Origin of the sequence: Asticcacaulis sp. DW145, from assembly GCF_037101385.1 — a bacterium.
In the GTDB taxonomy this organism is placed as follows: Bacteria; Pseudomonadota; Alphaproteobacteria; order Caulobacterales; family Caulobacteraceae; genus Asticcacaulis; species Asticcacaulis currens.
In genome coordinates, this window is the sequence record NZ_AP029024.1 from 2069777 (window position 1) to 2096093 (window position 26317).

Below are 26317 nucleotides of genomic sequence, written 5' to 3' on the forward strand. Positions count from 1 at the left end.
TCCGTCCTTTTGGTTTACTCGATCAACCCCAGTTCGCGCGCCTTGCGTACCGCTTCGGTGCGCCGGGCCGCCTCCAGCTTGTCATAAAGGCGCGCCACATGGGTTTTGACGGTGTGCGGCGATACGCAGAGCTTGCGGGCGATCTCCTTGTTGGATTGTCCGGCCGCCAGTTCGTGCAGCACGGTGAGCTCGCGCGCGCTGATCCCCAGCGCCGTCTGGGCCTGCGGGTTGCCGTCGAAGGGTTGGGCCGGGGGTGCCCGGAACAGCCGGCTGCCCACAAAGACGCCCAGCGCCAGAAAGCCCGCCGCCACTAAACCGATATAGAGCGTCTGGGGTGCACGGCGTACCAGCGACTGGTAGTCAAGCCATTGCAGGCCAACCGCCCCCAGCGCCAGCAGGGCTCCATAGATGATTACCCGTTTCCACATAGCCGCGTTCTATCATGAGTTCGGCGAACGGCGAAGTGTGGGATGAGGCGGTCGTTATGACCACCCGGCAAAGGTCCGTTTGCCGTTGCGTAGCCCCCACCACCGCATCCGCATCGTTGGTTCGATCACCGCCTTCGGCAGCTCATGGCGTCCCATCGCGGGCGAAAGCTGTACTTTCGCTGGCGTTACACCCCGGCACGCCAGGAAGGTATGAAATAGCTGAATACGTATTCACGTCTGGAGCGGGTTTCGTCAGGGGCGGCGGCGCTGTACCAATAGGGAAAGATTGTAAAAACGCACCGCCGCAGAAGTGATCTTCTGCCATCAACGGTGCGCGTTCAGGGAGTTTCCTTATGTCCAAGCGCCTCATCGCATCGGTAAGTCTGTGCGCCCTCCTGGCCGCCTCTGCCGCCTGCGCTCAAGAAAGCAATACCGCGCACACCCCTAATCAGATTGTCTCGACCGACGCCACGGATGGCCCCGGTGAGGCCTCCCCCTGGGCCTCGGCGACCAAGCAGGGCATCGGCGCGTCCTATGAGGCCTATAAAAACCTGCAGTATAGCGATAAGGCCAGCACCGGCACGGTGTCGAAGGTGTGGTTTTCGCTGGCCAACGGCGTGGTGTCGGAAACCATGTACGGCCTGATCCACGAAGCGCAGATCCGCGACCTGTCGCTGGTCATTGCGGGAGACGGCTGGGTAGCGAGCGAAGCCACCGATACGGTGTCGCATATCGACTATCTGCATAAGGACAAGGCCGGGCGTCCGCTGTCGCCCGCTTATCGCCTGACCAATAAAGACAAGCAGGGCCGCTTTGTCGTCATTAAGGACGTCTTCACCGACCCGGACCATCAGACCCTGATGCTGCGCGTCACGGTCAAGGCGCTGAAAGGGGTGGTGACGCCCTATGTCGTGCTTGATCCGTCGGTCAACAACACCTCCGGCGACGATCAGGGCGATGCCTCCAGGACCGCGCTGCGCGCCTTTGACGGCCCGCACGCACTGTCTCTGCGCGCTTCGGTGCCCTATGAGGCGGCCAGCGTTGGCTTTACGGGCAAGGACGCACTGGTTGGCCTGCTAAAAGACGGCAAGCTGGGCGCGCTGAACGCCAGGGTCAGCGAGAAAGGCAATATCCGCGCCGTCGCCGCCTTCAAGCCGGTGACCACCTCGGCCACCTTCGATCTGGCGCTCGGCTTCGGCAAGGACGTCGCTGCCGCCGACAAGGAAGCCGCCGCGACTCTGAAGACCGGCTATGCCACGGTCATGGCGCGCTATAACGGTCAGGGCAAGGCGGTCGGCTGGGAAGACTATCTCGCCTCACTGAGCGAGTTGCCGCGTCTGACCGCTCAGTCGACCGATAATGGCAAGCTGCTCTACGCGTCAGCCCTGATGCTGAAGGTGCAGGAAGACCGAACCTATGCCGGGGCGCTCATCGCATCCCTCTCGAATCCGTGGGGCGAAACCGTCTTTGCCAAGCAATCAGCGACAGGTTACAAGGCCGTGTGGCCGCGCGACTTCTATCAGGTGGCGATGGCGCTGGCGGCGCTGGGCGACAAACAGACGCCGCTGGCCGCCTATCACTACCTCCCCAAAGTGCAGGTCGGGCCGAACACGCCGGGCAATACGGGCGACGGCGGCTGGTTCCTGCAAAAGGCTCACGTCGATGGCACGCCGGAATGGGTGGGCGTGCAGCTCGATCAGACGGCCATGCCGATCATGCTCGGCTGGAACCTCAATCACCGCGGCCTGATGAGCGACGCTGATCTGAAGGCCTCGTGGACGTCGATGCTCAAACCCGCCGCCACCTTCCTCAAAGATGGCGGGACGACGCATATCGGCTGGAACAATGCCAAAATCACCCCTCCCTATACGCAGCAGGAGCGCTGGGAAGAACAGGAAGGCTATTCGCCCTCCACCACCGCCGCCATTGTCGCGGGGCTGATCGCCGCATCTGACATCGCCGCGCGGTCGGCAGACGCCGATATGGCCGCGCAACTGAAGGCCCGAGCCGCGGATATTTCGGCGAAGATCGAAACCCGCATGGTAACGACCACGGGTGCCATCAAGGGCGGTAAGGACACCTACTATATGCGCCTGTCGCGCTCGGACGACGCCAATAATCCGGGCGTGCAGGACGAACGCAATGGCCGCAAGGGGATGCGCGGCGACCTGATCCTCGATGGCGGCTTCCTGGAGCTGGTGCGCTATGGCGTGCGCCGCGCCGATGACGCCAATATCGTCCGTTCACTGACCTTCCTTGACGACGAGACCCTGCCGGAGAACTTGCGCGTCAAATACACCTTCCGCTTCAAGGGCGTCGAGGGCAGCTTCCCCGGTTTCCGTCGCTACGGCAATGACGGCTATGGCGAAGACGAGACGACGGGCGCCAATTATGGCGTGCTCGGCAGCTCGACGCCCGGTCAGCGCGGGCGGGTGTGGCCCTTCTTCACCGGCGAACGCGGCCATTACGAACTGGCGCGCGCAGCGCTGAAAAGCGGCGGTGTGACAGATGGCGATAAGACGCGCATTCGCGCCACCTATGTCCGCGCCATGGAGTTGTTCGCCAATGAAGGCCTGATGCTGCCCGAACAGGTGTGGGACGGCGTCGGTGTCAAGCCCGCAGGCTATGAAACCGGCGAAGGTACGGACTCGGCCACACCTCTGGCCTGGACCCACGCGGAATATGTGAAGCTGTTGCGTTCTCTGGCCGATGGTCAGGTATGGGATCGCAACCCCATCACCGCAGAGACGTTCGCGAAGTAGCGACAAACGAAAATTGGATCGCTATGTCTCCTCCCTACGCCGACGGCGTGGGGAGGTGGCTTTTTTAGCATAAGTGAAAAATGACGAAGGGGTAGTCGTCGGATAACTCGCCCTAACCTCGCATTGGTTATAAAGGTTCTCGGCTCCGACACGGTGCGCACAGACGCGACAGATCACCCTTGCGCGGCCTGCGGTCGCATCCTAATACCTGCGCATGGAAGTCACACTATATCAGGCCATCGGAGGTGCGCACGGCGTCTCAGCCCTGTGCCGTCGCTTCTATAATCTGATGGACACCCTGCCCGAAGCGGCGCGCTGCCGCGCCATCCACCCGGCGGACCTGTCGGGCAGCGAGGCGAAACTCACCGACTATCTCACCGGCTGGCTGGGGGGAACGCCAGTCTATGTGGAAAAATATGGGCACCCCCGCCTGCGCGCGCGCCATCTGCCCGCCCCCATCGGCCCGGCTGAGCGCGACGAATGGCTGCTGTGTTTCAACCGCGCCCTGGACGACACCATCGCCGATCCGCGCTTACGCGACCTCATTCGCGAACCGGTCGAACGGCTGGCCTTTCATATGCAGAACCGCGAATAGCCCGCAAAAGAAAACCCCGGCCCTTGCGGACCGGGGTTTCGTATTTGCGTTCCATGCCTGAACCTTATTTAAGGCTCAGCGGCAGCGGCACATTGCGACCGGCGCGATTGACCAGCAGCAGGATCGAAGGCCGGTTGGCAGCCTTCATCTCCGCGACGATCTTGTCAAAATCAGCGCGATTGGCCACGGGCAGGTTGTTGGCACGCACGATGACGTCCCCGGCCTTCAGGCCCTTCTTGGCCGCGTCCGAGGTCGGCTCAATCGCCGTGACCACCAGACCACTGACATCGGCTTCGATGCCATAGGTCTTGCGCGAGGTCGGGTCGAGCGGCTTGACGCTCAGACCCAGCACCGGCGCGCCGGTTTCCGGGCTCGTGGCGCTGCCGCCACCGCCATTCAGGATCTTGTTCAGTTCGTCTTCGCCGGGACGCAGGGCCGCGACAATGGTCAGCTTGACCATCTTGCCATTGCGGAACACCTCGACCTCGACCTTCTCGCCGGGGCGCACGTCGGCCACGTTGCGGGTCAGGTCGGTATTGAGCTTGACCGTCTTGCCATTGACCTTCTTGACGATGTCGCCGACCTGCACACCGCCCTTGGCGGCCGGACCGTCCTTGGTGACGTCGGCAATATAGGCACCGTCCTTGTCCGGCAGGCTGAGGCTTTCGGCCACGTCATCCGTAACCGGCAGGATGGAGACGCCGATATAGCCGCGCTCGACCTTGCCGCCCGCCATCAGCTTGCGCGCAATGGCCGAAGCCGTATCCGCCGGGATGGCGAAGCCGACGCCGGCATTGCCGCCCGACGGCGTGATGATGGCCGAGTTGACGCCGATAACGCGCCCGTTGAGGTCAAAGGTCGGACCGCCGGAATTGCCACGGTTGATGGCTGCGTCGATCTGCATGTAATCGACATAGCCCTGCGCGCCATCCGGACGCCCAAAGGCCGAGACGATGCCCGCCGTTGCCGTACCCGACAGACCGAACGGGTTGCCGACGGCAATCACCCAGTCGCCGACGCGTGGACGTTGCTCGGTTTCAAACTGCACATAGGGGAAGTTCTTGCCTTCGACCTTGAGCACGGCCAAATCGGTGGCCGGATCGCGGCCGATGACCTTGGCCGTCAGCTTCTGCTCGTTAGTCAGGACAACGGTGATTTCGTCCGCGCCTTCGACGACGTGGTTGTTGGTCACCACATAGCCGTCAGCGGTAATAAAGAAGCCGGATCCGGCGCCGCGCACTTCCTGCTCATTGCCTTCACCCTCACCCTCGCCCTGCGACGGCGGTTCAAAACCGGGGATGATCAGGCCGTTCGGCACCTTTACCTTGCCCTTGGTCTCAATCGAGACGACCGCGGGCGATACCCGTTCGATGATGTCGGCAAAGGACATGGGCGCGCCTGCCGGCGGCTTCACCGGGGTCACGGCCGCCGTCTTGATCAGGCTCGAGCCGTCATAGCCGCCCAGACCGGACACCGCCGCACCGGCCACCGCCGCACCGAGCATCAGGCCACCGGCCACGCCCGCCACCAGGCCTTTATTCTTCTTTACCGAGTTAAGCACGTTCCCCATGGGTCTTCGTCCTGATTATACGCTGTTACGGTCAACATAGGCATTTTAAGGCCGCAAGCCAGTGTTTTCACGCGGGCTTACCATCTTTTAATCCATGCAACCAAAGCGGTGCGGCAAAATCGTGGCTGAGAAACCGCCTTATTTGTGACTGTCAGTCTCACGGTTCAAAAGTGCGTCCAGCCGCGCCTGTTCTTCGGCACTTAGAGCGGGGGTATAGGGCTCAGCTTCGTCAGCGCTTTTGCGGCGGCCTATCCCTATGAAAATGGCCCCGCCGGCCAGCAGTACCGCCAGGGGCAGGCCCCACAACAGGCCGGTGGCCAGCGAAAAGCGTGGACGGAAGAGCACATAGTCGCCATAGCGGGCGCGCAGGATGTCCCGGATCTCGCTGTCGGTTTTACCCTCAGAGATATGGGCGCGGATGTCACGGCGCATATCGGCGGCAATATCGGCCCCGGAATCGGCAATCGACTCGTTCTGACACACGACACAGCGCACTTCTCGGTAGAGGGCGCGGGCGCGCTCATCCAGTGTCTTGTCCGACAGGGTTTCACCGGGCAGAACTGCACCGGCGAGCTGGGTCAGCGCGAAAAAGGCGATGAAGAGAGCCCGCAGATAACTTCCGGGGGGTTGGGTGACATGAGGAGGTCTCATCCCTTTTTTCCTCGGTTGGCCAGCCCCAGCCGCAGGCGGCGGTCACACAGCGACAAAACCCCGCCTATGGCCATGAGCAGCGGCCCTAAGAAGATCAGCCGTGCCCATGGATTGTAAAGGGCGCGCACCTGCCAGCCACTGTCCGATGGTTCTCCCAACACAAAATAGAGATCGTTCAGTGGCTGAAAACACAAGGCCACTTCGGTCGTCACCGTCGAGGACGCCGGGTAGAAGCGCCGCTCGGGCATCGCCTGACAGACAGGCTTGCCGCCGCGGCGCACATCGAGGACGCCACGTTCGGCCTCGTAGTTGGGCCCGACCACACCATCAATAATATTCAGGCGCACGTCATAGGCCCCCAGTTGCAGCTGCCCGCCGACGCGCAGATGGTCGACGGCACTGAGCTTGGTCTGGGTTTCGACCACCGCCCCCATCACGAACAGGCCAAGCCCCACATGGGCGAGAACCATACCGTGCGTCGCCAAAGGCAGGGTGAAAAAGCGGCGGAGACTTTCCGCGAATGGCACCTTGAGCAGGTGGGTGCGCTCCTGCACCACCTGCCACGAACCGAGGATGACCCAGCCGCCCAGCAGAAAGCCTACCCCTAGCGAGAGGATCTTTTTCGCCTCACCGCTGCCCATCAGCACCGCGCCCAGCACGGCCAGAAACAGCGATATCCCGGCCGCGAGGATGAGCCTCTGTCCCACGGCCTTCAGGTTGCCGCGCTTCCACGCCATCAGGGTAGCGAACGGCAGGATGAGCATGGCGACCGACATGGCCGGAACGAAGCTGAGATTATAATAGGGGGTGCCGACCGATATCGTCTTGCCGCTCAGGGCCTCCATCAAGAGCGGGTAGAGCGTCCCCAGACAGACGGTCGATAGGGCCACAAAAACCAGCAGGTTATTGAGCACAAGGGTCGATTCGCGGCTGACCGGGGCGAAGGCGCCGCCGGAACTGAGTGCGGAGGCGCGCAACACATAAAGCGTGAACCCGGCTCCGGCCGTCACAAAGAGGATGGCCAGAAGCAGGATGCCGCGCTGGGGATCAACGGCGAAGGCATGGACACTGGTCAGGACGCCGGAGCGCACCAGAAACGCCCCCAGCATCGAGAAGGTGAAGGCCAGGAGCGCCAGAAACACCGTCCACGATTTCAGCGCGTCACGCTTTTCCAGCACGATGGCCGAATGCAAGAGGGCGGTCGCGGCCAGCCACGGCATAAAAGAGGCGTTCTCCACCGGGTCCCAGAACCACCAGCCGCCCCATCCGAGCTCATAATAGGCCCAAAATGAGCCCAGCGCGATACCGAGCGTCAGAAACACCCAGGCTAAGAGCGTCCACGGCCTGACCCAGCGCGCCCATTCCCGACCGATTCGCCCTTCGATCAGGGCCGCGATCGCGAAGGCAAAGACCACGGAGAACCCGACATAACCGAGGTAGAGTAGCGGTGGATGAAACGCCAGAGCCGGGTCCTGAAGCATCGGGTTGAGTGACTGCCCCTCATAGGGGGCGGGGTCGAGGCGGGCCAGCGGATTGGAGGAAAACAGCGTGAAGCCGCTGAACAGCGCCCCCAAAAGCCCCTGTACGCCAAGCACCTTGTGCTTCAGGCCGGACGGCAAACCGCGCCCGAACAGGGTAATGAGCGCCCCATAGCTTAACAGCACCATGCACCACAACAGCATCGAGCCTTCGTGGCTACCCCAGGCGCCGGAGATTTTGTAAAGAAGCGGTTTCAGCGTGTGCGAATGTTTGGCCACATTGGAGACCGAAAAATCCGACGTCACAAAGGCGTGGAGCAGGGACGCGAAGGCCAGAACCGATGCCATTGCAGCGGCCAGTGACAAACCTTCGCTCCAGCGCGCTGCGCCTCGCAATGGCCGCCATGCTGAACCCGCCACGCTGAGCGCTTGTGCCAGCGACAGAAGGAAGGCCAGCCCCAGACAAAAGGTGCCCAGTTCCGTAATCATTTGGCCTCACCAAAGGGCTTGGCATCGGGCTTGGCGGCGCTTTCCGGCCGCCATTCGCCCTGTGCCTTGATGGCCTTTACGACCTCCTTGGGAATGTATTTCTCGTCGTGTTTGGCGAGCACAGTTTTGGCCTCAAACAGATGGTCGCCAACGCGCTGCCCTTCGCAGACCACGCCCTGCCCTTCGCGGAAAAGGTCGGGCAGATCGCCTTTAAAGTGTACGGTCATTTCGGCTTTCTGGTCGCGCACGACGAATGTCACTTCCCCACCGGTGCCTTTGACGACGCTGCCCGCCTTGACGAGGCCGCCAAGGCGCATAGTGCGGTGCCGTTCAGCCTTCGCCTCATAGGCCTGCGCAGGGGTGTAGAAATAGACGACCTGATCCTTCATGGCGAACAGGGCCAGCGCCACGCCCGCCATCAGGATCGGCGCGGCAATCAGGAAGATCATCAGACGCCGACGCGCTTTCATGGACCTCGGAAGCAGGGTCATCCTAATCCCCCCCTCCCCCGGTTTAAGGGGAGGTATAATGGTTTATCCCTCATTGCGCCCCCACCGGCCGGTCAGCCTTTTGTACGATGTCGCGGGCGATGGCGGGACGATCCGCATAGAGGCGATCGAGCGTCGACAGTACCCGCTTCTCGCCCTCGACGTTTTTGAGCACCCGATAAGACCGCAAAAGCCGGGCCCAGCCGTCAGGATCTTCGGGGTTTTGCGCCAGTCGCGCCTCAAGGCCGGCCACCATGCCGCCGATCTGTGCCTGAACCGTCGCGGCCGTCTGGGCCGACCGATCGAGCGCGGCCAGTTCGCCCGCCACGGTCTCTTGACGCCCATCATCCGGGGCCAGTCGCGATTGGACGACGGTGTAGAGCCGTCGCGCCTCTTCAAAGCGGCCATCTGTTGTGAGAATGCGTGCCGAATAGTAGAGCGCGGTCAGGTCATCGCCATCGCGCGTCAGGGCCTCCGCGAAGGCCGAGCGCGCCTCGCCATTGCTTTGACCCTTGTTAAGAAGCGTCAGGGCCTCGCCCAGATTGGACCAGCCAACGGCCACGTCGGGAGCCATTTGCGTCACGCGTCGAAAGGACTGTGCCGCCTGATAATAGTCGCCCGCTATCACCTGGGTCTGCCCCAGTTGTAGCCAGTAGGCCGGCTTATCACCATACCGCGTCGACAACTGTTGCAACGCCGCCGCTGCGGGTTTGGCCTCAAGCGTTTCGGGGGCGTGCATGAGGGTTTCGCCCCAGCCTTTCAGACGCGCGGCGTAGGGCTGATCCGGAAGATCCGGTTTACCCACGAGGATGGACAGCCCAAGCGCCGCAACGGCGATGAGGATGGCGCCTGTAAAACCAATACGCGGATCAACGGGAGACGCTTCTGTTGTGCCTTCGACGCTCAAAAGCGCGCGCGCCGCCTCGGTTTTTTCCTCTCGTGCCAGGGCCGCATCAAGCTGGCCTTCGCCAACGCGGCGGTCTATATCGCCGACAAAGGCTTCATAGCGTTGACGCGCCAGATTGAGCGCATTGTCGGGGGTGCGGCGCAGCCACGCGACCGCCAGCCCAAGAAGAGCGGCGCACACAAGTGCAGCGGTAAGCGAGAACAGCAGCATAACGTTCTGAGGCGGCGGGTTGACCGGCGCTGGCGCGCCGGGGCTATGTCATAAGCCCGTTTTCGTCCGCTTAAGCAACCGTTTTTGGCGTGCGGAAGACATCCGCCGACGCGACACGACGTCGCGCCAGATTGGCTTTGGCCTCACCAAGCAGGCCCTCCATCAGGGCGATCACCCGCTCGAAGCAGGCCATGACCGCGTCCGGATCGAACGGATCATTGGCCACAGCTATGCCCAGAACCACGTTGAAATAGGCATCCATCTGAAGCTCGGCAGCCTGCACCGTCTTTGAGAGGAGGCTCGAATAGCCACCTTGGGCCGCTGTGGGGCGTATCTGTGTAAGGAAAGCCATGGTGTGCAGCGCCGCCTCGGCGTGGGCGGGCTTTGGTCCGGCGTAATCTGGCACCTCACGGGTCGCCCGACCAAAAATTCGCTCCGTTTTCAGGGGCAGTGCCTGATCAATTATCTTTTCGACCCCTTTAAGTCGGTCCTCGACAAGACCGTTAATCGACTGATGGATCGCCATAGCCCGCTTGCCCCACGGCCCATCGCGCGTGAGTTCGACCGACTGCTGAAGGCTATTGAGAATGCTGAGACATTGAACGACCCAGCCTCCCGCCTCACTGAGAAGCGTGGCGTCTCGGCGGCGCATCAGGCCTTCAAACACCTTTAGCCGATCCTCGGCCGCTTTGAGTAGCCGTTCACCGAAGCTGGCCAGTTCCGACTCGGCCAGGAAGCGATCATTAGCGCCATCTGAAACCACGGCCACGAACTTCATGACCAGGGTGGCATCGTCCATATTGGCCAGCAGAGCTTCGAGCAGTCGCACCCCGCCCTCGCCGTCCGGCGTCTTACTGGACGCATCCTTAAACATTAGACGGATAGCGGCGGCCTTTTCGGCGTCTATGCGCCCCATCCAGTCCGGCAAGCGCGACAGAGCCTCACGCAGCAGACGGTGCAGGTCGAGATAGGCGGCAAATTCCTCCAGCTCGTCCTCATCCTCGCCCGGCGGCAGCACAGTTTGCGGCCGTTCGCGAAGGATCTCAATGCCCGCATTTACCAGGCGGAAAAACGGCACCGGCACCGGATCGCTGTTGCGCAGGCCCTGCGACAGAACGCGCGCCTCTTCGACAAGCCCCGCTTCTTCGCGCTCCAGCGCGCTCCATAACCGATTGAGCAACCACTGGGGAAAGGTCACACCGTCAATGCCGTCTTCGCGTGCCAAAAACAGGGGCACGAAGGGTCGGAAGACCAGTTCTTTCAAATTATGCGAATCGAGTTGCCGGGCGACGAGATCACGTACCTGCCCCAGAACGGCATCTTCCGTGAGGCCCAGCGTGTTATTCAACTGGCGGAGAAGGCTGACGGGCAGGGTCTTCACCAACCCCCCGACCTGCTGTAACCGTTTCTCCGATAACGCGCTCATAAGCCTCTGCCGCTTAACAAATCAGGCTGAGTATTGCGGGCGCTAAGTTAATTTTTCCTGACCGCGAACGCTGTTCTTTAACCAATAAAATTAGCCGGTAATATAACAACGCACTTCAGGCCACCAAGTCCCGATTTATCAAAGCTTAGACGCCCGCCATAGGCGCGAACAAGCTCATCGACAATGGAGAGCCCGAGCCCTGAACCCGGGGCGGTTTCATCAAGACGCGCCCCGCGTTTGAGCACTTCGTGGTAACGTTCGGGCGGCATACCCGGCCCGTCATCCTCGATAAGGAGGGTCATGCCGTTCGCCTCATCTTCCAGTGTCGCGGTCACCCGGACACGGCGCTGGCACCAGATACAGGCGTTTTCGATGAGATTACCGGCGATTTCCTGAAAATCCTGCTTTTCGCCCCGGAAAGCCAGGTCATCAGGCGCGCGCCAGTCGATAGTGACCGCCTTATCGCGGAACACCTGCTCAAGCATGACCGCCAGTTCGTCCAGCACCGGCTCGACAGGGGTTCGCTCACCCATATTCTGCGCGCGGGCCGCGGCACGGGCACGACGCAGGTGGTGGTCGACCTGAGCGCGCATCAGAGCCGTCTGTTTACGGATGGTGTCGGCCAGAGGTGCGGGATCCTCACCGGCAGACGTCAATAACACAGACAGAGGCGTCTTCAGGGCGTGGGCCAGATTGCCGACGTGCGTGCGCTGACGCTCCACCACGTCCTGACCGTATTCTAAGAGGCCGTTGACCTCTTCGGTGACCGGTTTGATTTCAGCGGGATAGGTGTTGAGAAGCCGCGTTTGTTTCCCTTTGCGGATGTCGTGCAGCTCGTCGGTCAGGGCAAACAGGGGCCTGAGACCGATGCGCACCTGAAGATAGATGGCAATCAGCGAGCCAAGCGCCAGCACGATAAGCGCCCCTCCGGTGATCAGGGCGAACTGACCCACATTGCGATCCACCTCCGAGCGGTCTTCGGCGGCCATAAACAGAAGATTATGTCCTTGAATACGCAGATAGACGGCCGTTTGACGCAGCGGCTGCTCACGCGGGCCGACAGCGTTATAGTACTGAAGCTGTCCCGTCGTCTTATCGAGGGTCCTTGGCATGGGCAGGACGCGCTCAGCCAGGGAGCCGGACTTATAGACGGCCATCACCCTGTCTTTTTTATCCAACTCGACAATCTGCCAGTAGAGGCCCGAATAGATGTCGTCGGTGCGGATGATGTAAAGTTCCGGGATGCGGATACGCCCATCGTCATCGAATTCGGTGTGGGTGTAGAGGTTGCGCACAATATCCGAAATGCCCGCCTGAAAGCGCGTGACGGAAGTGTAGTTGAAGAAAGCGGTCAGACCCGCCGAGATCATAATCAACGCAAAAATGAACCAGATAGCGGCCAGCCGGATCAATCGCCCGGCAAGGGATCCGCGTCCGTAAATCAGTACACTGACAAAGCGTTTGATATGGGTCACAATGGCTGTCAAATCGCTTCCTAAATCAAACCTCCACGCCTTATGCAGGGGTGTATAGATTAAATATCGCTGACTTCGTTGTGCAGCGGCTTAAGGCGATAGCCCAGGCCTCGCACCGTCTCTATACGCTCATTGCCGATCTTCTTGCGCAGACGCCCCATGAACACTTCGATCGTGTTAGAGTCACGGTCGAAATCCTGATCATAGAGGTGCTCGACCAGTTCGGTGCGCGAGATCACGCGGTTCTGATGCAACATCATATAGTGCAGCAGGCGATACTCGAGCGATGTCAGGCGCAGCGGCTCGCCATTGACCGAAGCCCGCGCCGCGCGTGGATCAAGACGCACGCCCCCGCAGACCAGTAGCGGCTGCGCATGACCGGCGGCACGGCGTACCAGCGCCCGTAACCGCGCCAGCAGTTCCTCAGTATGGAACGGCTTGGTCAGGTAATCGTCCGCCCCGGCGTCAAATCCGGACACCTTGTCAGACCAGGCCCCGCGCGCCGTTAAGATGAGCACCGGCGTCGCCTTGCCATCCCGGCGCCAGCGTTCGAGCACAGACACGCCATCGATCTTCGGCAGACCGAGGTCGAGGATCACGCAGTCATAGGGCTCGGTATCGCCCAGAAAATGCGCTTCCTCGCCATCCGGCGCATGATCGACGACATAGCCGGCATCCTGGAGTGAGGCCTTCAGCTGACGCGACAGGTCGGGATCATCTTCGGCAAGGAGAATACGCATGGAAATCAGGCTTTGCTTATGGACCGGCGGGCGAGATCGACCCGGTAGGTAACGATGTTGGGGCCAATCTGCACCTTGATAAGAAAGGTCGACGGCCCGGTTTGACTGCCAGATACATACCGTCCGCCCGTACGCTCCTCGACAAGGGTGATGGCCTCATCGATGGAATAGCGCTGCTGTATCGTCAGGCGCTCGGCGTCATTAAAGCGCGGCCGCGCGTCGGGCGGCATAAGCGTGGTCTGGCGAACCTCTTCGTGCGGCGGCGGCCAACCGAAAGGCGCACGTTCGCGCGCTTCGGCGACGAACGGAGCACCGGCGAGCAGCAGGGCGGAAAGGGTCAGGATCGGTTTCATAGTCACGTTTTACAGTCCCCGACCTGAACCTTAGCTGAACAGGGCCCTAAGGAAAACTTAAAATAGCAGTCTTCGCCTCAGGCAAACGCGTCCAACCCTACTTCTTGCGCATGGCCGGATGGGTTGGCAAATAGGGCGCCTGTTTGCGCCAGTCTTCGGCATAGGCGACAAAATCAGGGTCCAGCGTATCGGGCAGAGCCAGAACGAGATGCGCAAACAGATCGCCGCGCGCCCCCGTTTTACCATCATAACCGCCGCGCCCTTTCAGGCGCAGGATGGCTCCGGAATTGGAGCCCTTTGCGATAGTGACATTGACAGGCCCGTCGGGTGTCGGGGCCTGAACCTTGCCCCCGAGAACCGCGTCGGGGATCGACACATAGAGGTCCATATGCAGGTCATTGCCCTCCACACGAAACACACCATGCGGTTTAAGTGAAAGTTCGACCAGCGCGTCACCATGCGGTCCGCGCCCATTGGGCGACGGCGCACCCTGCCCTTTCAGGCGCAGGGTCTGACCATCCTTTGCCCCTTTCGGAATGGTCACATCAAGGGTGCGGCCATCCGTGAGCTGTACCCGGCGCGTATTGCCCGCGATCGTATCCATCAGGTCGATATCGAGCTTTATCCTGAGGTCGCTGCCCTTCTGGGCCTGCGCGCCAAAGCCCCCGCCCGGACTAAAGCCCGTGCGACGACCGCCGCCACCTGATCCGAAGATGTCAAATATATCGTCAAGGTCTATGCCATCAAACGAGCCACGCGCCCCTGCGCCGTAACCCTGAGACGCCCCACCGCCAAAGCCACTGCGATAGGTCTCACGTCCGTCGGCATCCATTTGACCGGCATCGTATTTTTTGCGCTTTTCAGGGTCCTTCAACAGGTCGAAGGCCGCCGACACACGCTTAAAGCGATCCTCGGCCGCCTTATTATTCGGATTGCGGTCGGGATGAAGTTCTTTTGCGAGCTTGCGAAACGCCTTCTGGATATCCTCCGCGCTGGCATTTCTGGCCACGCCAAGTTCTGAATAGGGATCACCTGCCACGAAATGGAACCTCCGCCTGCCGTAAAGACCTTCAGACCGAGCTGGCGCACCCTTTCGAGGCGCAGCCGTGGGAAGGGCTTTGCAGCTCAACTCATACAATCGCTAAGCCGTTGGCGAAGGACAGGTCACGAGTCAAGCTGATAAAGACATATCCCGCGCCAAACCGGGGCAGTATCTGGGGTCTTTCCCAGAAAATTCAACCGCCCTGAGACATTCGAAGCGCCGATAAAAGACATTTGCAAAAATAAGATCCGGTTCTTGTCTTTATAGGAATTTTGCAACGCGAGGCATCACCCCCGTCCGTTCTTTATCCCGCACCTGCAAAAAGGTGTCACGAATCTCCGCTACACCAATGGCATTCCTCCCCGATGCGTCGTCGTAAAGGCATCACCTTTTACTTTTTGGGTACTTTAGACATTTTCAGAAAGTGGCCGCGGGAGACCGCGGCCTTTTATTTTTTGCAGCCAGGGTTTTTCTGTCTCGCGCGTCATGTGTCGTCACTAAAAAGCGACCCCCGTAAGCGCCTGAGAGGCTTCCCACAGACGGGCGCTAGCCTTTATATCAAGGGCCGCCTCAGGGATGCGGGCGCTGGCAGGATATCCCCTGACCTCGCTCAGGCCACCTGGCCCATAGTAGGCTCCAGAGCGCGCTAAGGGTGAGGTCGCAGCAAACAAGGTCGGCAGCGCCCCTTGCCAGACCGGTTGAAAGAGGAACCAGAGGGTACTGCGGGTCATGCCGAGCAGGCTTTGGCGTCCTGGCGCATTGTAAATCAGGTCCGTGCGCGCAACGCCCGGATGCGAAGCGATACTGGCCACCCCCCAACCGGCTGCCTCGCTGCGGCGATGAAGTTCCAGTGCAAACATGAGACAGGCAAGCTTCGACTGACTGTAGATGCGCATCGGATTATAGCTACGTTCAGCATTGAGATTATCGAAATCGATGACACCGTTGCGCGCAGCGACGCTCGACACACTGATCACACGCGCCTTATGCGCCCGTCTCAACAGGGGCATCAGGCCCGCGGTCAGGGCGAAATGCCCCAGATGGTTTGTCCCCATCTGCATCTCGAACCCGTCTTCGGTTTCCAGTCGCTTTGGCGGCATCATCACACCGGCATTGTTTATGAGCAGGTCGAGACGATCGGTCTGCGTGCTGAGCCGATGGCAAAACCCGGCAACCGAGTGCAGGCTTGCGAGGTCGAGCTTTTCAAAGCGAACCTGGGCGGAAGCCAGGCGCGTACGGATTTTTTCAACCGCCATAGCCCCCTTCGCCGGATCGCGTCCGGCGATAACCACCTCAGCCCCTGCCTGGCTAAGGGCGAGTGCATCCTCATAACCTAACCCACCTGTACCGGTCACCACAGCCAGACGGCCCTTTTGTGAAGGTATGTTCGAGGCGGTCCATCTGACCATTGGCTTTCCCTTTCAAAAAAATCGCGCCTAGTGTAAAATTTAATTACACTAAGTGCAATTTTACACCAAGAGAAATTTTATGCTGCCCGAAAAAGACGGCCTGGCCACATCGAAAGACGGGCTACGCGAGCGCAAGCGACGCGAGACATTGCAGCGCATCACTGAAGTCGGCATGGGCCTTTTTCTGCAGAAGGGGTATGAGGCGACCACGCTGGATGAGATCGCCGCCGCCGCAGGGATTTCGCGGCGTACCTTTTTTTACTATTTCAAGTCCAAGGACGACATCCTCCTGTCGCTGCAAAATGAGATGGGGGATGTCATCGTCACGTCACTGAAAACGCAGACACTGGATAGACGCCCACTCGATGCGGTGCGCGATGCCGTTATTGCGGTGTGCAGCCGTTTTCCAACTGACGAAATGATGGCGATAGACGAGCTAATGCGCTCGAGCCCCGCCGTGCAGGCACGCAAACAGGCGAGCTATGTACAGCATGAGGATGATTTGTTTCAGGCCCTGCGCGAGCGATGGCCTGACCCACAGCGCGAAACCGGCCTTAGGCTCGTCGCTATGTTATCTATGGGGGCAATCAGGCTGTCATTTGAGGCGTTGAAGCGCGAAAACGGCGCACGTCCGATTGCGGATCTCCTGCGCGAGGCCTTCAATGCACTGAAAGCGGAAATCTAAGCCCTATTCGCCCTTATTCGACATGTCTTCGAGAAGGTCGAACGCGGCAAAGTCGAGCGCATCTTCCGGATATTCGAGCGCCGTTTCTGAAATCGTCTGTCCACGGACAGAGACGCCGCGGCGGTGGACCTCTTCGCGGTCGCCGCAGACCAGATAGTGCCAGGCGGGCAGGTCTTTGCCTTCATGCAGCCGCCGATAGGCGCACGAGGCTGGCATCCATTCCAGGGCCTCGATATTGTGCGGCGTCAGCTTAATGCAGTCGGGCACGTATTTATGGCGCTCAACGTAATTGGAACAGGCGCAGCTTCCCGTATCGAACAGACGGCAGTGGACGCGTGTGGGGATGATTTCGCCCGTATCCTCGTCCTCCAGACGGATCAGACAACAAAGGCCGCACCCGTCACACAGCGCTTCCCACTCTGGCACGGTCATTTCGGAAAGGGTCTTGGTCTGCCAGAAGGGTTTTGTCATTACGGGCTTACACTAGAGTTATGCCCCTGAACCGAACCCTTCAGAGGAGAGAGAAAAGGCAGTAGCGAAATCCTGACCAACACTCCTTTTAAGGAAAAGGGCGGTGGGCGTGGCGGGTGCGGGGTTGCCTGCGCCGCCTTACAACAGATCAAAGCGCTTTGCAAAAAGCACTTCACCCTTTAAACCCGCCGCATGAACGCCAAAGCCCCTCTACTCGCCCTGAAAGACGTCCGCCTGATGGACGGCCTTAATCCCTTGTTTGACGGCGTAGATATTGCGCTTGAGCCGCGGGTGCGGGCCTGCCTGGTCGGGCGCAACGGCGCGGGTAAATCGACGCTGATGCGTCTGATGGCCGGGCTGATCGAGGCCGATTCGGGCGAGCGTGTTGTCATGCAGGGGATGCGCTACGCCTATGTGCTTCAGGAACCGCAGCCGGTTGGCGACACGGTGCTCGAATGGGTGACGTCTGACGGCGCAGAACACTATACGGCAGAAGCCGAGCTTTACACTTTTGGGCTTGATCCGACGACCAGGTGCTCGTCCTTGTCCGGCGGCGAAAAGCGCCGGGCGGCCCTGGCAAAGGCCTTCGCCGAAGAGCCAGATCTGATCTTCCTCGACGAGCCGACCAACCACCTCGACATTTTTGCGATTGAGGCTCTGGAAGACCAGTTACGTCAGTTCAGGGGCGCAGCCCTGATTGTCAGCCACGACCGCACCTTCCTAGAGCGCGTTACACAGCGCTGCTACTGGCTGCACGACCGCCGCATCATGCGGCTTGATTCGGGATATGCTTCATTCGAGCCGTGGTCGGAAAAGATTATGGAGGAGCAGGCCGAATCTTTGCGCCGTCTGGAAAAGGCGATAGAGCGTGAAACCTACACCTTTTATCGCTCCATCACGGCACGACGCACACGCAACGAAGGTCGTGCAGCGAGGCTTCAGGCGATGCGCGCCGAAAAGATGGAACGCACCAAAGCCTTGCCGCGTCAGCTTGAAATGAGCATCGATTCCGGCGGGACGTCGGGCAAACTTGTGGCCGAGCTGAAAAACATCTCAAAAGGCTTTGGTGACAAGACCCTTTTGAAAGGCTTTTCGACGCGCATTCTGCGGGGTGACAGGCTGGCCATTGTCGGACCGAACGGGGCGGGTAAATCGACCCTCGTTAAGCTTTTAATCGGGCAGATCGCACCGGATGAAGGGGAGATTCGTCTGGGTACTGCGCTTGAGGTCGCGTACCTCGATCAAGGTCGTGATACGCTAAAGGGTGACGAGACCTTGTGGGATGCGCTGGCCAATACCGGCTCAGACCAGATCATGGTGCAGGGTCAGCCTCGCCACGTCGCCGCCTATGCCAAGGATTTCCTCTTCCGCGAAAATCAGTTGCGTCAGCCGGTGAAGTCGCTGTCGGGCGGCGAACGCAACCGACTGCAGCTAGCCCGCGCGCTGGCCTCGGCGACCAATCTTCTCGTGCTGGACGAACCGACAAACGACCTCGACATGGACACGCTGGATCTGCTGGAAGAGATGCTGGCCGACTATGACGGTACGCTTATCCTTGTCAGCCACGACCGTGATTTTATCGACCGTCTGGCCACCTCAACGCTCGCCTTGAATGGCAAGGGCCAGGCAGTGGAAACCCCGGGCGGCTGGCAGGATTTCCTTCGACAAAATCCTGATTTTTTCGAACAACTTAGTCACAAGGCTGCCACGCAAAAATCGCCGACCAAAACCGGGACGCCCCCTTCCCCTGCCCCCGCGAAGGCGGTGGCCAAAAAACTGAGCTACAAGGATCAAAAGCGCCTTGAGGACCTCGATAAGCTGATGCCGCAATGGCAGGCTGAGATCAGGAAACTTGAGGCCATGCTGAACGATCCCAACCTCTACGCTCAAGACCCCAAACGTTTTGATGCCACCATGAAAGCCCTGGAAAAGGTGCGGACGGATCTCGAGAACGGCGAAATGGAATGGCTTGAGCTTGAGGAAAAACGCGAGGCGCTGGGATCGTAGATAAGCGCCCGCCAGTCTGTCATAGGGGCGTCTTTTATTCAGCGTTCGTCAACCGGGTAAAAGATACCGGCCTCATTCGCAAATCAGCGTTCCATTAGGGCAATATTAAGCGGCAGAGGTTAGGTTAAGGGCGTTGCAACCTTACCGGAACCGGCCGTGCTTCATGCCCCGACCTAGTCGAACCCGCTTGCCTGTCATTGGTCTCGCCTTGTTTAGCCTGACCTTAGAAGTGCCTGTAGCGGCGCTGGCGCAGCCGCGTCCTTATCTGAACTGGCCAGGGAAAACCCCGGCACCGGAAACCGCACCCGCGACGCCGCTAGAGCGTGCGCTGCCTAATGCGGCGACCGGTCAGCCTGGGTTTGACATTCCGCCGTCGCCCTATGGTCAGGTCGGCAACCCCTATCGCTCGGAACTGAACTGGCGTGGCAAATCGGCACCGGACCTGGCTCAGGCACCGGCCCCGAAAACCGCTCAGACGGCCCCGCGCGCAGATCTCGCTTCCAACTGGACGCCGCAACCGCAATCCCGTTTTGACGCGCCGCGCCGTCCGTTAGCCTCGCCAATGCCTCAGGCGCCCGTCCCGCCTCAACCCGCACCGCAAGCGGCTGCGCGCGCCCAGTCGAGCCTGACCCGATCTGCCCCGCAGGTGCAGACCCAACCCCAGGCTCAGGCCCAAATTCCAGCCCAGATTTCGCCCCGGGCTCCGGCCCAGATAGAGGCGGTGCCTTTAGTCAAGGATCGAGGTTTAGCCCCGGCCGATGCCCCACGCGGGCCGTCGCCGGCGGCGTCCAATCCTGTCAGTACGTGGAAGGCGTCACCCGCTGTAGCGCTGCCGCAGACAACGCGTCTGGGATCGGATGCTGACCCGTCGTCTGCGTCCTTGCAGCGACCGCGTCTGGCCAATCCCGCGCCACTACCCGAGCCAACGGCGCCGGTCGTCACCGCGAACGCTCTGGCACAGGAAATCCGCCCTCAGGCACAGCCTCAGCCGCAAGCGAAGGCAAGGCCGCAAACCCAACCCGCCCAATCGGGGTCAGACAGCGGCTATCGGCTGCCGCCGAACAGCAAATACGCGGGTCGAGTGTCGCCGGAGCTGGAGATGCGCAGCGCCTCTCCCGCCTCGACTACCGAAAAGCCACAGCCTGCCCAGGCACAGGCGACGCAGCCACGCGACATTGCGTCAGGCCGCGCCAGCCCCTCAGTGTCCAAAGTTGCGGGCGGCCAGACCTCTGATGTGAAGGGCGCGACAGCCCCGTCTTCGACCCCGCCGCTAGCGCAGGCCGCCGAGGAAGAATCGGCTGAACCCTACACGCCCTTCGTCCCGGGTAGCCGCGCCACCAGCCCCTCGCAGGCCCCGCGCTTCTACTCCCTGCATCGCGCCTACGGTTATGAGCCCGATCCCGCCCCGCACACCGGTGGTGACCTGGCGCTCGATCCCAATGCGGTGGAAACCCCGGCACAGGACAAATCGGCCGGCAAGGCCACCGATAAGGTGCGTGATAAAGCCGTGAAACCGAGTAAGAGCGCCCCGGCCACAGAGGGCGAAGCAACGACATCCCACCAAAAACCCGCAAAAGACAAAACGCTTTAAGGCAACCGCATGTCCTCGCCCCTGAACCACCTGATCGATCTGGCCAAGGAACCCTCTTCTGAGAAGCGCCGCGAATTGCTGCGTCAGGTCACGAGCGTCTTCATGGCCCACCCCGAGCAGGTCGAAGGACCTGAGATGGCGCTTTACGACGAGGTGATGAGCCAGCTCTCCTCCGAAATGGAAACGGTCGTGCGCGCCGAAATCGCACGTAAGCTGGCAGAGGCTAAGGTGGCTCCGCTGGGACTTCTGCGCCGTCTGGCCTCAGACGATATCGAAGTCGCCGAAGCGATCCTGGTACGCTCGAAGGCTCTGACCGAAAGTGACCTTATCCACGTCGTTTCGACCAAGGGGCAGGCCCATCTTCGCGCCGTGTCGCGCCGTGAAGAAGTGCCGGAATCGGTTTCGGGTGTCATCGTTAATCGCGGTGACGACACCACGGTCAATACACTTCTGCGCAACGACGGGGCTCGCCTGTCTCGCGCGACGAACGAAGCCGTCGTTCAGCGCGCCCAGACAAGCCCGGCTCTGCATGAGGCCATCGTTAACCGCAAGGATTTTCCGATCGACCTGATGAACGACATGTATTTTGTCGTCGAAGCCCGTCTGCGCGAGCGCATCATGCAGGAAAACGCTAAGGTCGACCCTCTCGTCCTCGAACAGGCGTTATCAAAGTCGCGCAATAAAGTGGCTATCGCCCATGGCTCTTTCCCGGAAGACTATGAGAAGATCATGGCCGAGGTCGAGGCGCTTTATAACAATCAGAAGCTGACGCCGGGACTTCTGGCAAAATATATGCGCGACCCGAACCCGACGTGGTTCTTATGCGCGCTGTCGATTATGGCCGATCTCGACTTCCTGACGGCAAGGCATGTTGTGGAAAAGCGTGAGCTGGATGCGCTGGCGATTGCCTGTAAAGCCGCAGACCTCGAAAAGTCCCTGTTCCTGACCTATGCCATGATTATGCTGGCGTCTCAGGACAATGCGATGGGTAAAGCCGCGGAATACGGCAAACTCTATGAGCAGTTGCCGCGTGAAACGGCTTTGCGCACGATCCGCTTCTGGCGGATGCGCCGCGCCGAAGGACACGCTGCCTAACCTCAGTAAGGCCCGGCCTCATGCGCCGGGCCCGTTTACGTGGGTTATTATCCGGAAACCTCACTCTTTCTTCTCGATCAGAGTTTTCCTTGCGCATTCGGCAGGCAGAGGCCGTTATCTGACCGGTGCACCTTGCGCTTTTGCCTGTGATACCAGTCCGGTGCAGCTCGCATTTTCGGCCGTATCCAGACCGAAGAAGGGCACCACAGAGTTGAGCGCCGCCGCCAGCCCGCCTTGCAGCAAGGCGGGCCCCGGTTTAACGCCGATGCTGGGTGCTGATAAATTGCCCCCGACGACCAGTGGCACATTAATCCGCACAAGACGGAACTTTTTCGGCCTGCCCTTGAGCAACAGATTCAGCCGCTCGTCCTTCAGGTTTAGCGTCCCCGATCCATTGACCCGCACGACCCCGGTATCAAGCACGATGGTTTTGGCCCGCATTATGCCGTTTTGAACCTCGAAATGCGCCACCGCACAGCGCACATTCGTCTCTTTTGGGTCTTTCGACAGATAAAGGAACAGACCTTTTGTGGCGTTGACGCCCATCAGTTCGGCCAGACTCTGACGAATGCGACCGCCCGGCATCACGACCGTGAATTCGCCGTCGGACACGGCCGCCGCGTCGTGCACAGACGCCCCGTTACCGGCCAGTTTGAGCCTTCCGTGAAGAAGGCCCTCAATCGGCTTTGCGCCCTGAAGGGCGGGTACCATGTCCTGTACACGCACGCCCCGCAGCGAAAAGTCGACTTCATTGGTCTGCACAGCGTGTCGCGCATCGATACGCGCGGTGCCGGTCAGGCGGCCTTGTGGAAAGCTGAACTGCACCGGATCGAGGATGAGCAGTCCTTTGTTCAGATTAACGCCCAGCGAGACCTCACGCAGAGGCAGGCTGGGCCGCGCCTTAACCGACGACGCGCGATAGGTGACCTTGGCGTCCATGCCTCGAACGCGGTTTACATCCAAAGAGGCATCGGGGAGCAGGCGGCGTGAGGTTCGCGCATTGAGGGCGTCGGCCTTCAAGCTTACTCCCACCGGCGCATTGGCCTTCGTTGCTCCGAACAAAGACCCAAGATCTTCCAGATCGAGCGACCGTGAATTCAGATCGCCGGTCAGATAGGGGCGTCCGTCAGGGCGCAGTTCAACCTTGAGCTTGCCCTGCAGATCGCTGCGGCCCACGCGGCCGTCTATGCCGGAAATATCATAGACGCGGTCATTTCGCCTGACCTGCGCCGCGAGCCTGAAGCCCGACGTGTCCGGGAGGCTCAGCCCGGTCAGATAATAGAGGCCGGCCAGGTTGCGGCCTTCGACGCTGACTGCGCCTTCGACCTGACCCAAATCGAACGGACGCAGCACTTTGCCTTTGGCGGTCAAAGTCGTCGAACCGGCGCGGATGCGCATGTCGAATGGATAGGGCGTGGAATGGCGAACCTTAAGCAGGGCGCCACCCGTGGCTTCCAACGCGAAGATGCGCCCGTTGAGTGAGCCGTCGCCCGTGAGATGCAGCGCCTTTTGTCCTGCGCCTTGCGTCTCGCGCGCGTTTATGGTCCCGGAGAAGCGTAGCCTACGCGACAGGCTCGTCATGACAATTTGACCGTCGCTGATGATGAGGTCCTTGATTGGCGGCAGTTTCGTCGGCTCGCCCTTTACCTTACCGTCGCTGAAATCCCAGTTGGCCCGACCTTCGGCGTCCTGATAGAGGTCGATCACCGGCCGGTTTATCTCCAGCCGCGTGAGCACGGTACGCCCGATAAATAAAGGCATCAGCTCAGCCGTGAGTGCAACCTTTTGCACCTCTGCAAGCCGAGGTCTTGCTGTTTGGCGATCCTCCGTCTTTCGATCAGGGGACAACCCGTCCGGATGACTGATTTTTAGGCCATAAATCGTGGCATCAGGCGTCCAGCGAAACAGGTGCACGCGCAGATCGCCATCAATCTGAACGGAGCGATTTAACCTGTCCTGAAGGAGGGATGTGAGAGCAGGCTTAAACCAGTTCCAGTTGGGATTAGCGAGAAAGAGACCCAGCGCCACCAGTAGCGCGAAGAGAAGGCCGACAAGCCAAAGTACAAGACGCGGCAACCCCGTCACACGTCGCCAGATGCCGCGCCCCATATCACGTAACCTCGCCCGCACGCTCGTGCGAAAATCCCGTTCGGCGCGCGCCTCTGGCACTGTTTTTCCGGCCACGCCTTCGGCCTCTTCCTCATGAGGGGTCTCATGGGAAATGGGCGCCGTTTTCTTCAGCTTTTTGGGTCCGGGTGATGGGGGCATGGCCTCCGCACTCCGCTAACGGAACCATAAAGCCTAAAATTCACCGCATCAGAAATCGATGAGGGAAGGACAAAAGGAAGATCTGTTTCGTCTCCGTGTGGCTCTGGCAGGAGGAGGACGCAAATTCTACCGCTTCTGCAATTCGCTCTTGAACGCCTCAAGGCTCATGGGACGCCCAAGGAAGTTCTCGATCAGCACGTTGGCGTCCTGAGACCCGCCTGGCTCCAGAACAAGCTTGCGGTAGCGTTGGGCTACTTCCGGATTGCGAATGCCCGCCGCCTTGAACTGCGTGAACAGGTCCAGCGAAATCGCCTTCGACCATACATAGGTATAGTAGATGGCCGAATAGCCGTCGAGGTGCCCGAAGCTGGCGTAATCGTGCACACCCTCCATGGGCGGGAACATCGAGTAGCGCGCGGTCTGGGTGTCGAACTGCGTATCAAGATCGAAGTCCGGTTTTTGGTTGTAATAGTTCAGCGACACGGCCGCATAGGCCAGTTGCCCCTTCCAGCGGGTGGGCGTGCCGAAGCGGCGGCCGGCGTTCATGCGTCTGACCAGATCTTGCGGAATCGGCTCGCCCTTGTCGTTAGAAGCGAAAGTCCTGAGCGTATCGTAATCCCAGGTCCATTCCTCCAGAAGCTGAGACGGAGCTTCGATAAAGTCCCACTGCAGATTGCCCATGGACTGCACGCCGTACTTTGTATGACCGCTATACATCAGATGGATCAGATGACCGAATTCGTGCAGGAAGGTCACAACGTCGCTGTGTTCCATCGGCCCTTCGCCGAGGAAGTTGCAGATAAGCGCGCCGACCGGCACCTGACGGCCCTCAATACCCGTGCGGATGGGGAAAGCGGCAGCGTGATTATACTTACCCTCGCGCGGGTGCATATCGAGATAGAAGCGCCCGACCAGCTTACCGGTGGCCTTGTCGTACATTTCCCAGGCTGAGACGCTCTTGTCCCAGACCGGCGTATTCCACGGCCTGAACTCGGCCCCGAACAGATCAGAGATAAGCTGAAAGATGCCTTTGCGTGACTTTTCATAGGTAAAATACTTGCGCACCTCTGCGGCGTCGACGCTATATTTCTGTTTGCGCAGCATATTAGAGAAATAGCTGTTGTCGTAGGTCTGCAAGCGGTCGATCGTCGGATCACTTTCCCTCGCGAAGGCCAGAAGCTCAGCATAGTCGGCATCAGCGCCTGGTTTGGAGGCGGCGTTCACGTCGTCGAGGAACTGCGCAGCGCGTTTGGGTGTGCCGATCATTTTGTCGGCGGTGACCAGCGTCGCGAAGTCCGGATAGCCAAGGGTCTGAGCCAGCTCGTAGCGCTGCTCCAGGAGTGTTTTCAACACCGTCTCATTCGCGGGCCACGCGCGGTTGAAAAAGCCCTGCGAAACGGTTTTGCGCGTGTCGCGCAGACTGGCAAATTGGTTGATAGGGATGATATCAGGATAGTCGTAGGTCAGGTGTACGAAGCCGTCATCCGAAGGCTTATGGCTGTCAATATAGTCCTGCGGCAGGCCGGCCAGCGCTTCAGGCTTCAGCTTGATGTCACCCTTGTCGTCGCGGATATTGGCGGCGAACTTCAGACCCGTTTCGGTGATCCTGGTCTGCAACGCACCGACCTTAGCCCGCGTGGCCTCGTCCTTATCGACGCCTGCCAGCTTATAATTGGTCAGCATCTTGTTGAGGGTGAAGACGGTTTTTTCGTCGAGCCCTTTTTGAGGAATGGCGCTGAGACGGTCATAGATCGGCCGCGACAGGGACACGGCGGTGCTGAAATCAGACAGTTTGGGGATGCAGGCTTCGGCGGCTTCGCGATTGGCCTTCACCGGACTGGTCTGCGACACGAGGTAAAACTCGTTCATGCCGTCGCCCGTCACCAGCATCAGCGTGTCGAAGGGGACGAAGTCATCGGCAATGGTCGACGGCCCTTTGCGTGCTTCCAGCTCGGTGCGGACCTTGCCACCCAGGGCCAGAATGGCATCGCAGCGCTCAGCAATGGCCTGAGCCGTCGTATCCGCGATTGGCAATTTCTTCAGGGAATCATCGACTTCAGTCGCGCTGGACGCCACCGCGAAATGAGGGGCCGTAAAGAGCGTAGCGGCCAGAAGGCACGCCGCAAGTGGCGGACGACAGGGGGACATGAACAGCGCTCGATTGGGTTAATCGAGGA

Annotated in this window: 21 protein-coding genes; 6 read left to right on the forward strand and 15 right to left on the reverse strand. The window is 60.3% G+C overall.

The window, feature by feature from the left end; all coding sequences use genetic code 11:
• Positions 1-14: 14 nt before the first annotated feature.
• Complete coding sequence (locus AACH73_RS09575) at positions 15-428, reverse strand: response regulator transcription factor (RefSeq protein ID WP_338734696.1); 414 nt, start codon at positions 426-428, stop codon at positions 15-17.
• Positions 429-781: 353 nt separating this feature from the next.
• Here AACH73_RS09575 and AACH73_RS09580 point away from each other — a divergent pair, with 353 nt between their 5' ends.
• Both AACH73_RS09580 and AACH73_RS09585 read left to right on the forward strand, forming a co-directional pair.
• Positions 782-3190, forward strand: a complete 2409-nt coding sequence (locus tag AACH73_RS09580; protein WP_338734698.1) for a glucan 1,4-alpha-glucosidase — start codon at positions 782-784, stop codon at positions 3188-3190.
• A gap of 214 nt (positions 3191-3404) precedes the next feature.
• Complete coding sequence (locus AACH73_RS09585) at positions 3405-3785, forward strand: group II truncated hemoglobin (RefSeq protein ID WP_338734700.1); 381 nt, start codon at positions 3405-3407, stop codon at positions 3783-3785.
• A gap of 64 nt (positions 3786-3849) precedes the next feature.
• On the opposite strand, the gene AACH73_RS09590 is transcribed toward AACH73_RS09585, so the two are convergent.
• The 11 genes from AACH73_RS09590 to AACH73_RS09640 form a co-directional block, all read right to left on the reverse strand.
• A complete protein-coding gene (locus tag AACH73_RS09590; RefSeq protein ID WP_338734701.1) occupies positions 3850-5355 on the reverse strand; it encodes a Do family serine endopeptidase in 1506 nt (501 codons plus the stop codon).
• Between the two features lie 138 nt (positions 5356-5493).
• A complete protein-coding gene (locus AACH73_RS09595; RefSeq protein WP_338734702.1) occupies positions 5494-6006 on the reverse strand; it encodes a cytochrome c-type biogenesis protein in 513 nt (170 codons plus the stop codon).
• Positions 6003-7973, reverse strand: coding sequence for a heme lyase CcmF/NrfE family subunit (locus AACH73_RS09600; RefSeq protein WP_338734703.1), 1971 nt, complete (start codon positions 7971-7973; stop codon positions 6003-6005). Before AACH73_RS09600 ends, AACH73_RS09595 begins: the two co-directional genes overlap by 4 nt.
• A complete protein-coding gene (gene ccmE, locus AACH73_RS09605; protein ID WP_338734704.1) occupies positions 7970-8464 on the reverse strand; it encodes a cytochrome c maturation protein CcmE in 495 nt (164 codons plus the stop codon). The genes AACH73_RS09600 and ccmE overlap by 4 nt, the downstream gene beginning before the upstream one ends.
• 49 nt (positions 8465-8513) lie before the next feature.
• Positions 8514-9578: a tetratricopeptide repeat protein gene (locus tag AACH73_RS09610; RefSeq protein ID WP_338734705.1), complete on the reverse strand. Its 1065-nt coding sequence runs from the start codon at positions 9576-9578 to the stop codon at positions 8514-8516.
• Between the two features lie 70 nt (positions 9579-9648).
• Positions 9649-11004 carry a hypothetical protein gene (locus AACH73_RS09615; RefSeq protein ID WP_338734706.1) on the reverse strand — a complete coding sequence of 452 codons (1356 nt, stop codon included), beginning with the start codon at positions 11002-11004 and terminating at the stop codon, positions 9649-9651.
• A 77-nt stretch (positions 11005-11081) separates the two neighbouring features.
• The gene (locus tag AACH73_RS09620) at positions 11082-12491 is read right to left on the reverse strand and encodes an ATP-binding protein (protein WP_338734707.1); all 1410 of its coding nucleotides are present in this window, start codon (positions 12489-12491) and stop codon (positions 11082-11084) included.
• Positions 12492-12538: 47 nt separating this feature from the next.
• Positions 12539-13219, reverse strand: a complete 681-nt coding sequence (locus AACH73_RS09625; RefSeq protein WP_338734708.1) for a response regulator transcription factor — start codon at positions 13217-13219, stop codon at positions 12539-12541.
• A gap of 5 nt (positions 13220-13224) precedes the next feature.
• Positions 13225-13572 carry a hypothetical protein gene (locus AACH73_RS09630; protein WP_338734709.1) on the reverse strand — a complete coding sequence of 116 codons (348 nt, stop codon included), beginning with the start codon at positions 13570-13572 and terminating at the stop codon, positions 13225-13227.
• Between the two features lie 97 nt (positions 13573-13669).
• Complete coding sequence (locus AACH73_RS09635) at positions 13670-14611, reverse strand: J domain-containing protein (RefSeq protein WP_338734710.1); 942 nt, start codon at positions 14609-14611, stop codon at positions 13670-13672.
• 500 nt (positions 14612-15111) lie between these two features.
• Positions 15112-16023 carry an SDR family oxidoreductase gene (locus tag AACH73_RS09640; RefSeq protein WP_338734711.1) on the reverse strand — a complete coding sequence of 304 codons (912 nt, stop codon included), beginning with the start codon at positions 16021-16023 and terminating at the stop codon, positions 15112-15114.
• 79 nt (positions 16024-16102) lie between these two features.
• On the opposite strand from AACH73_RS09640, the gene AACH73_RS09645 reads away from it, so the two are divergent.
• On the forward strand, positions 16103-16708 hold the full coding sequence (locus AACH73_RS09645; protein ID WP_338734712.1) for a TetR family transcriptional regulator: 606 nt from the start codon (positions 16103-16105) through the stop codon (positions 16706-16708).
• A gap of 3 nt (positions 16709-16711) precedes the next feature.
• Here the strand turns inward: AACH73_RS09645 and AACH73_RS09650 are convergent, their stop codons facing one another.
• A complete protein-coding gene (locus AACH73_RS09650; protein WP_338734714.1) occupies positions 16712-17179 on the reverse strand; it encodes a YcgN family cysteine cluster protein in 468 nt (155 codons plus the stop codon).
• Between the two features lie 192 nt (positions 17180-17371).
• Between AACH73_RS09650 and AACH73_RS09655 the strand changes: the two genes are divergently transcribed.
• From AACH73_RS09655 to AACH73_RS09665, 3 genes are all read left to right on the forward strand, one after another.
• Positions 17372-19186 (forward strand): ATP-binding cassette domain-containing protein, encoded by a 1815-nt coding sequence (locus AACH73_RS09655; RefSeq protein ID WP_338734715.1) that lies wholly within the window; start codon positions 17372-17374, stop codon positions 19184-19186.
• Positions 19187-19394: 208 nt separating this feature from the next.
• Positions 19395-20777 (forward strand): hypothetical protein, encoded by a 1383-nt coding sequence (locus AACH73_RS09660; protein WP_338734716.1) that lies wholly within the window; start codon positions 19395-19397, stop codon positions 20775-20777.
• A 9-nt stretch (positions 20778-20786) separates the two neighbouring features.
• A complete protein-coding gene (locus AACH73_RS09665; RefSeq protein WP_338734717.1) occupies positions 20787-21872 on the forward strand; it encodes a DUF2336 domain-containing protein in 1086 nt (361 codons plus the stop codon).
• 114 nt (positions 21873-21986) lie between these two features.
• On the opposite strand, the gene AACH73_RS09670 is transcribed toward AACH73_RS09665, so the two are convergent.
• Positions 21987-24140, reverse strand: coding sequence for an AsmA family protein (locus AACH73_RS09670; protein ID WP_338734718.1), 2154 nt, complete (start codon positions 24138-24140; stop codon positions 21987-21989).
• A 126-nt stretch (positions 24141-24266) separates the two neighbouring features.
• Positions 24267-26288, reverse strand: coding sequence for a M3 family metallopeptidase (locus AACH73_RS09675; RefSeq protein WP_338734719.1), 2022 nt, complete (start codon positions 26286-26288; stop codon positions 24267-24269).
• Positions 26289-26317: the final 29 nt, after the last annotated feature.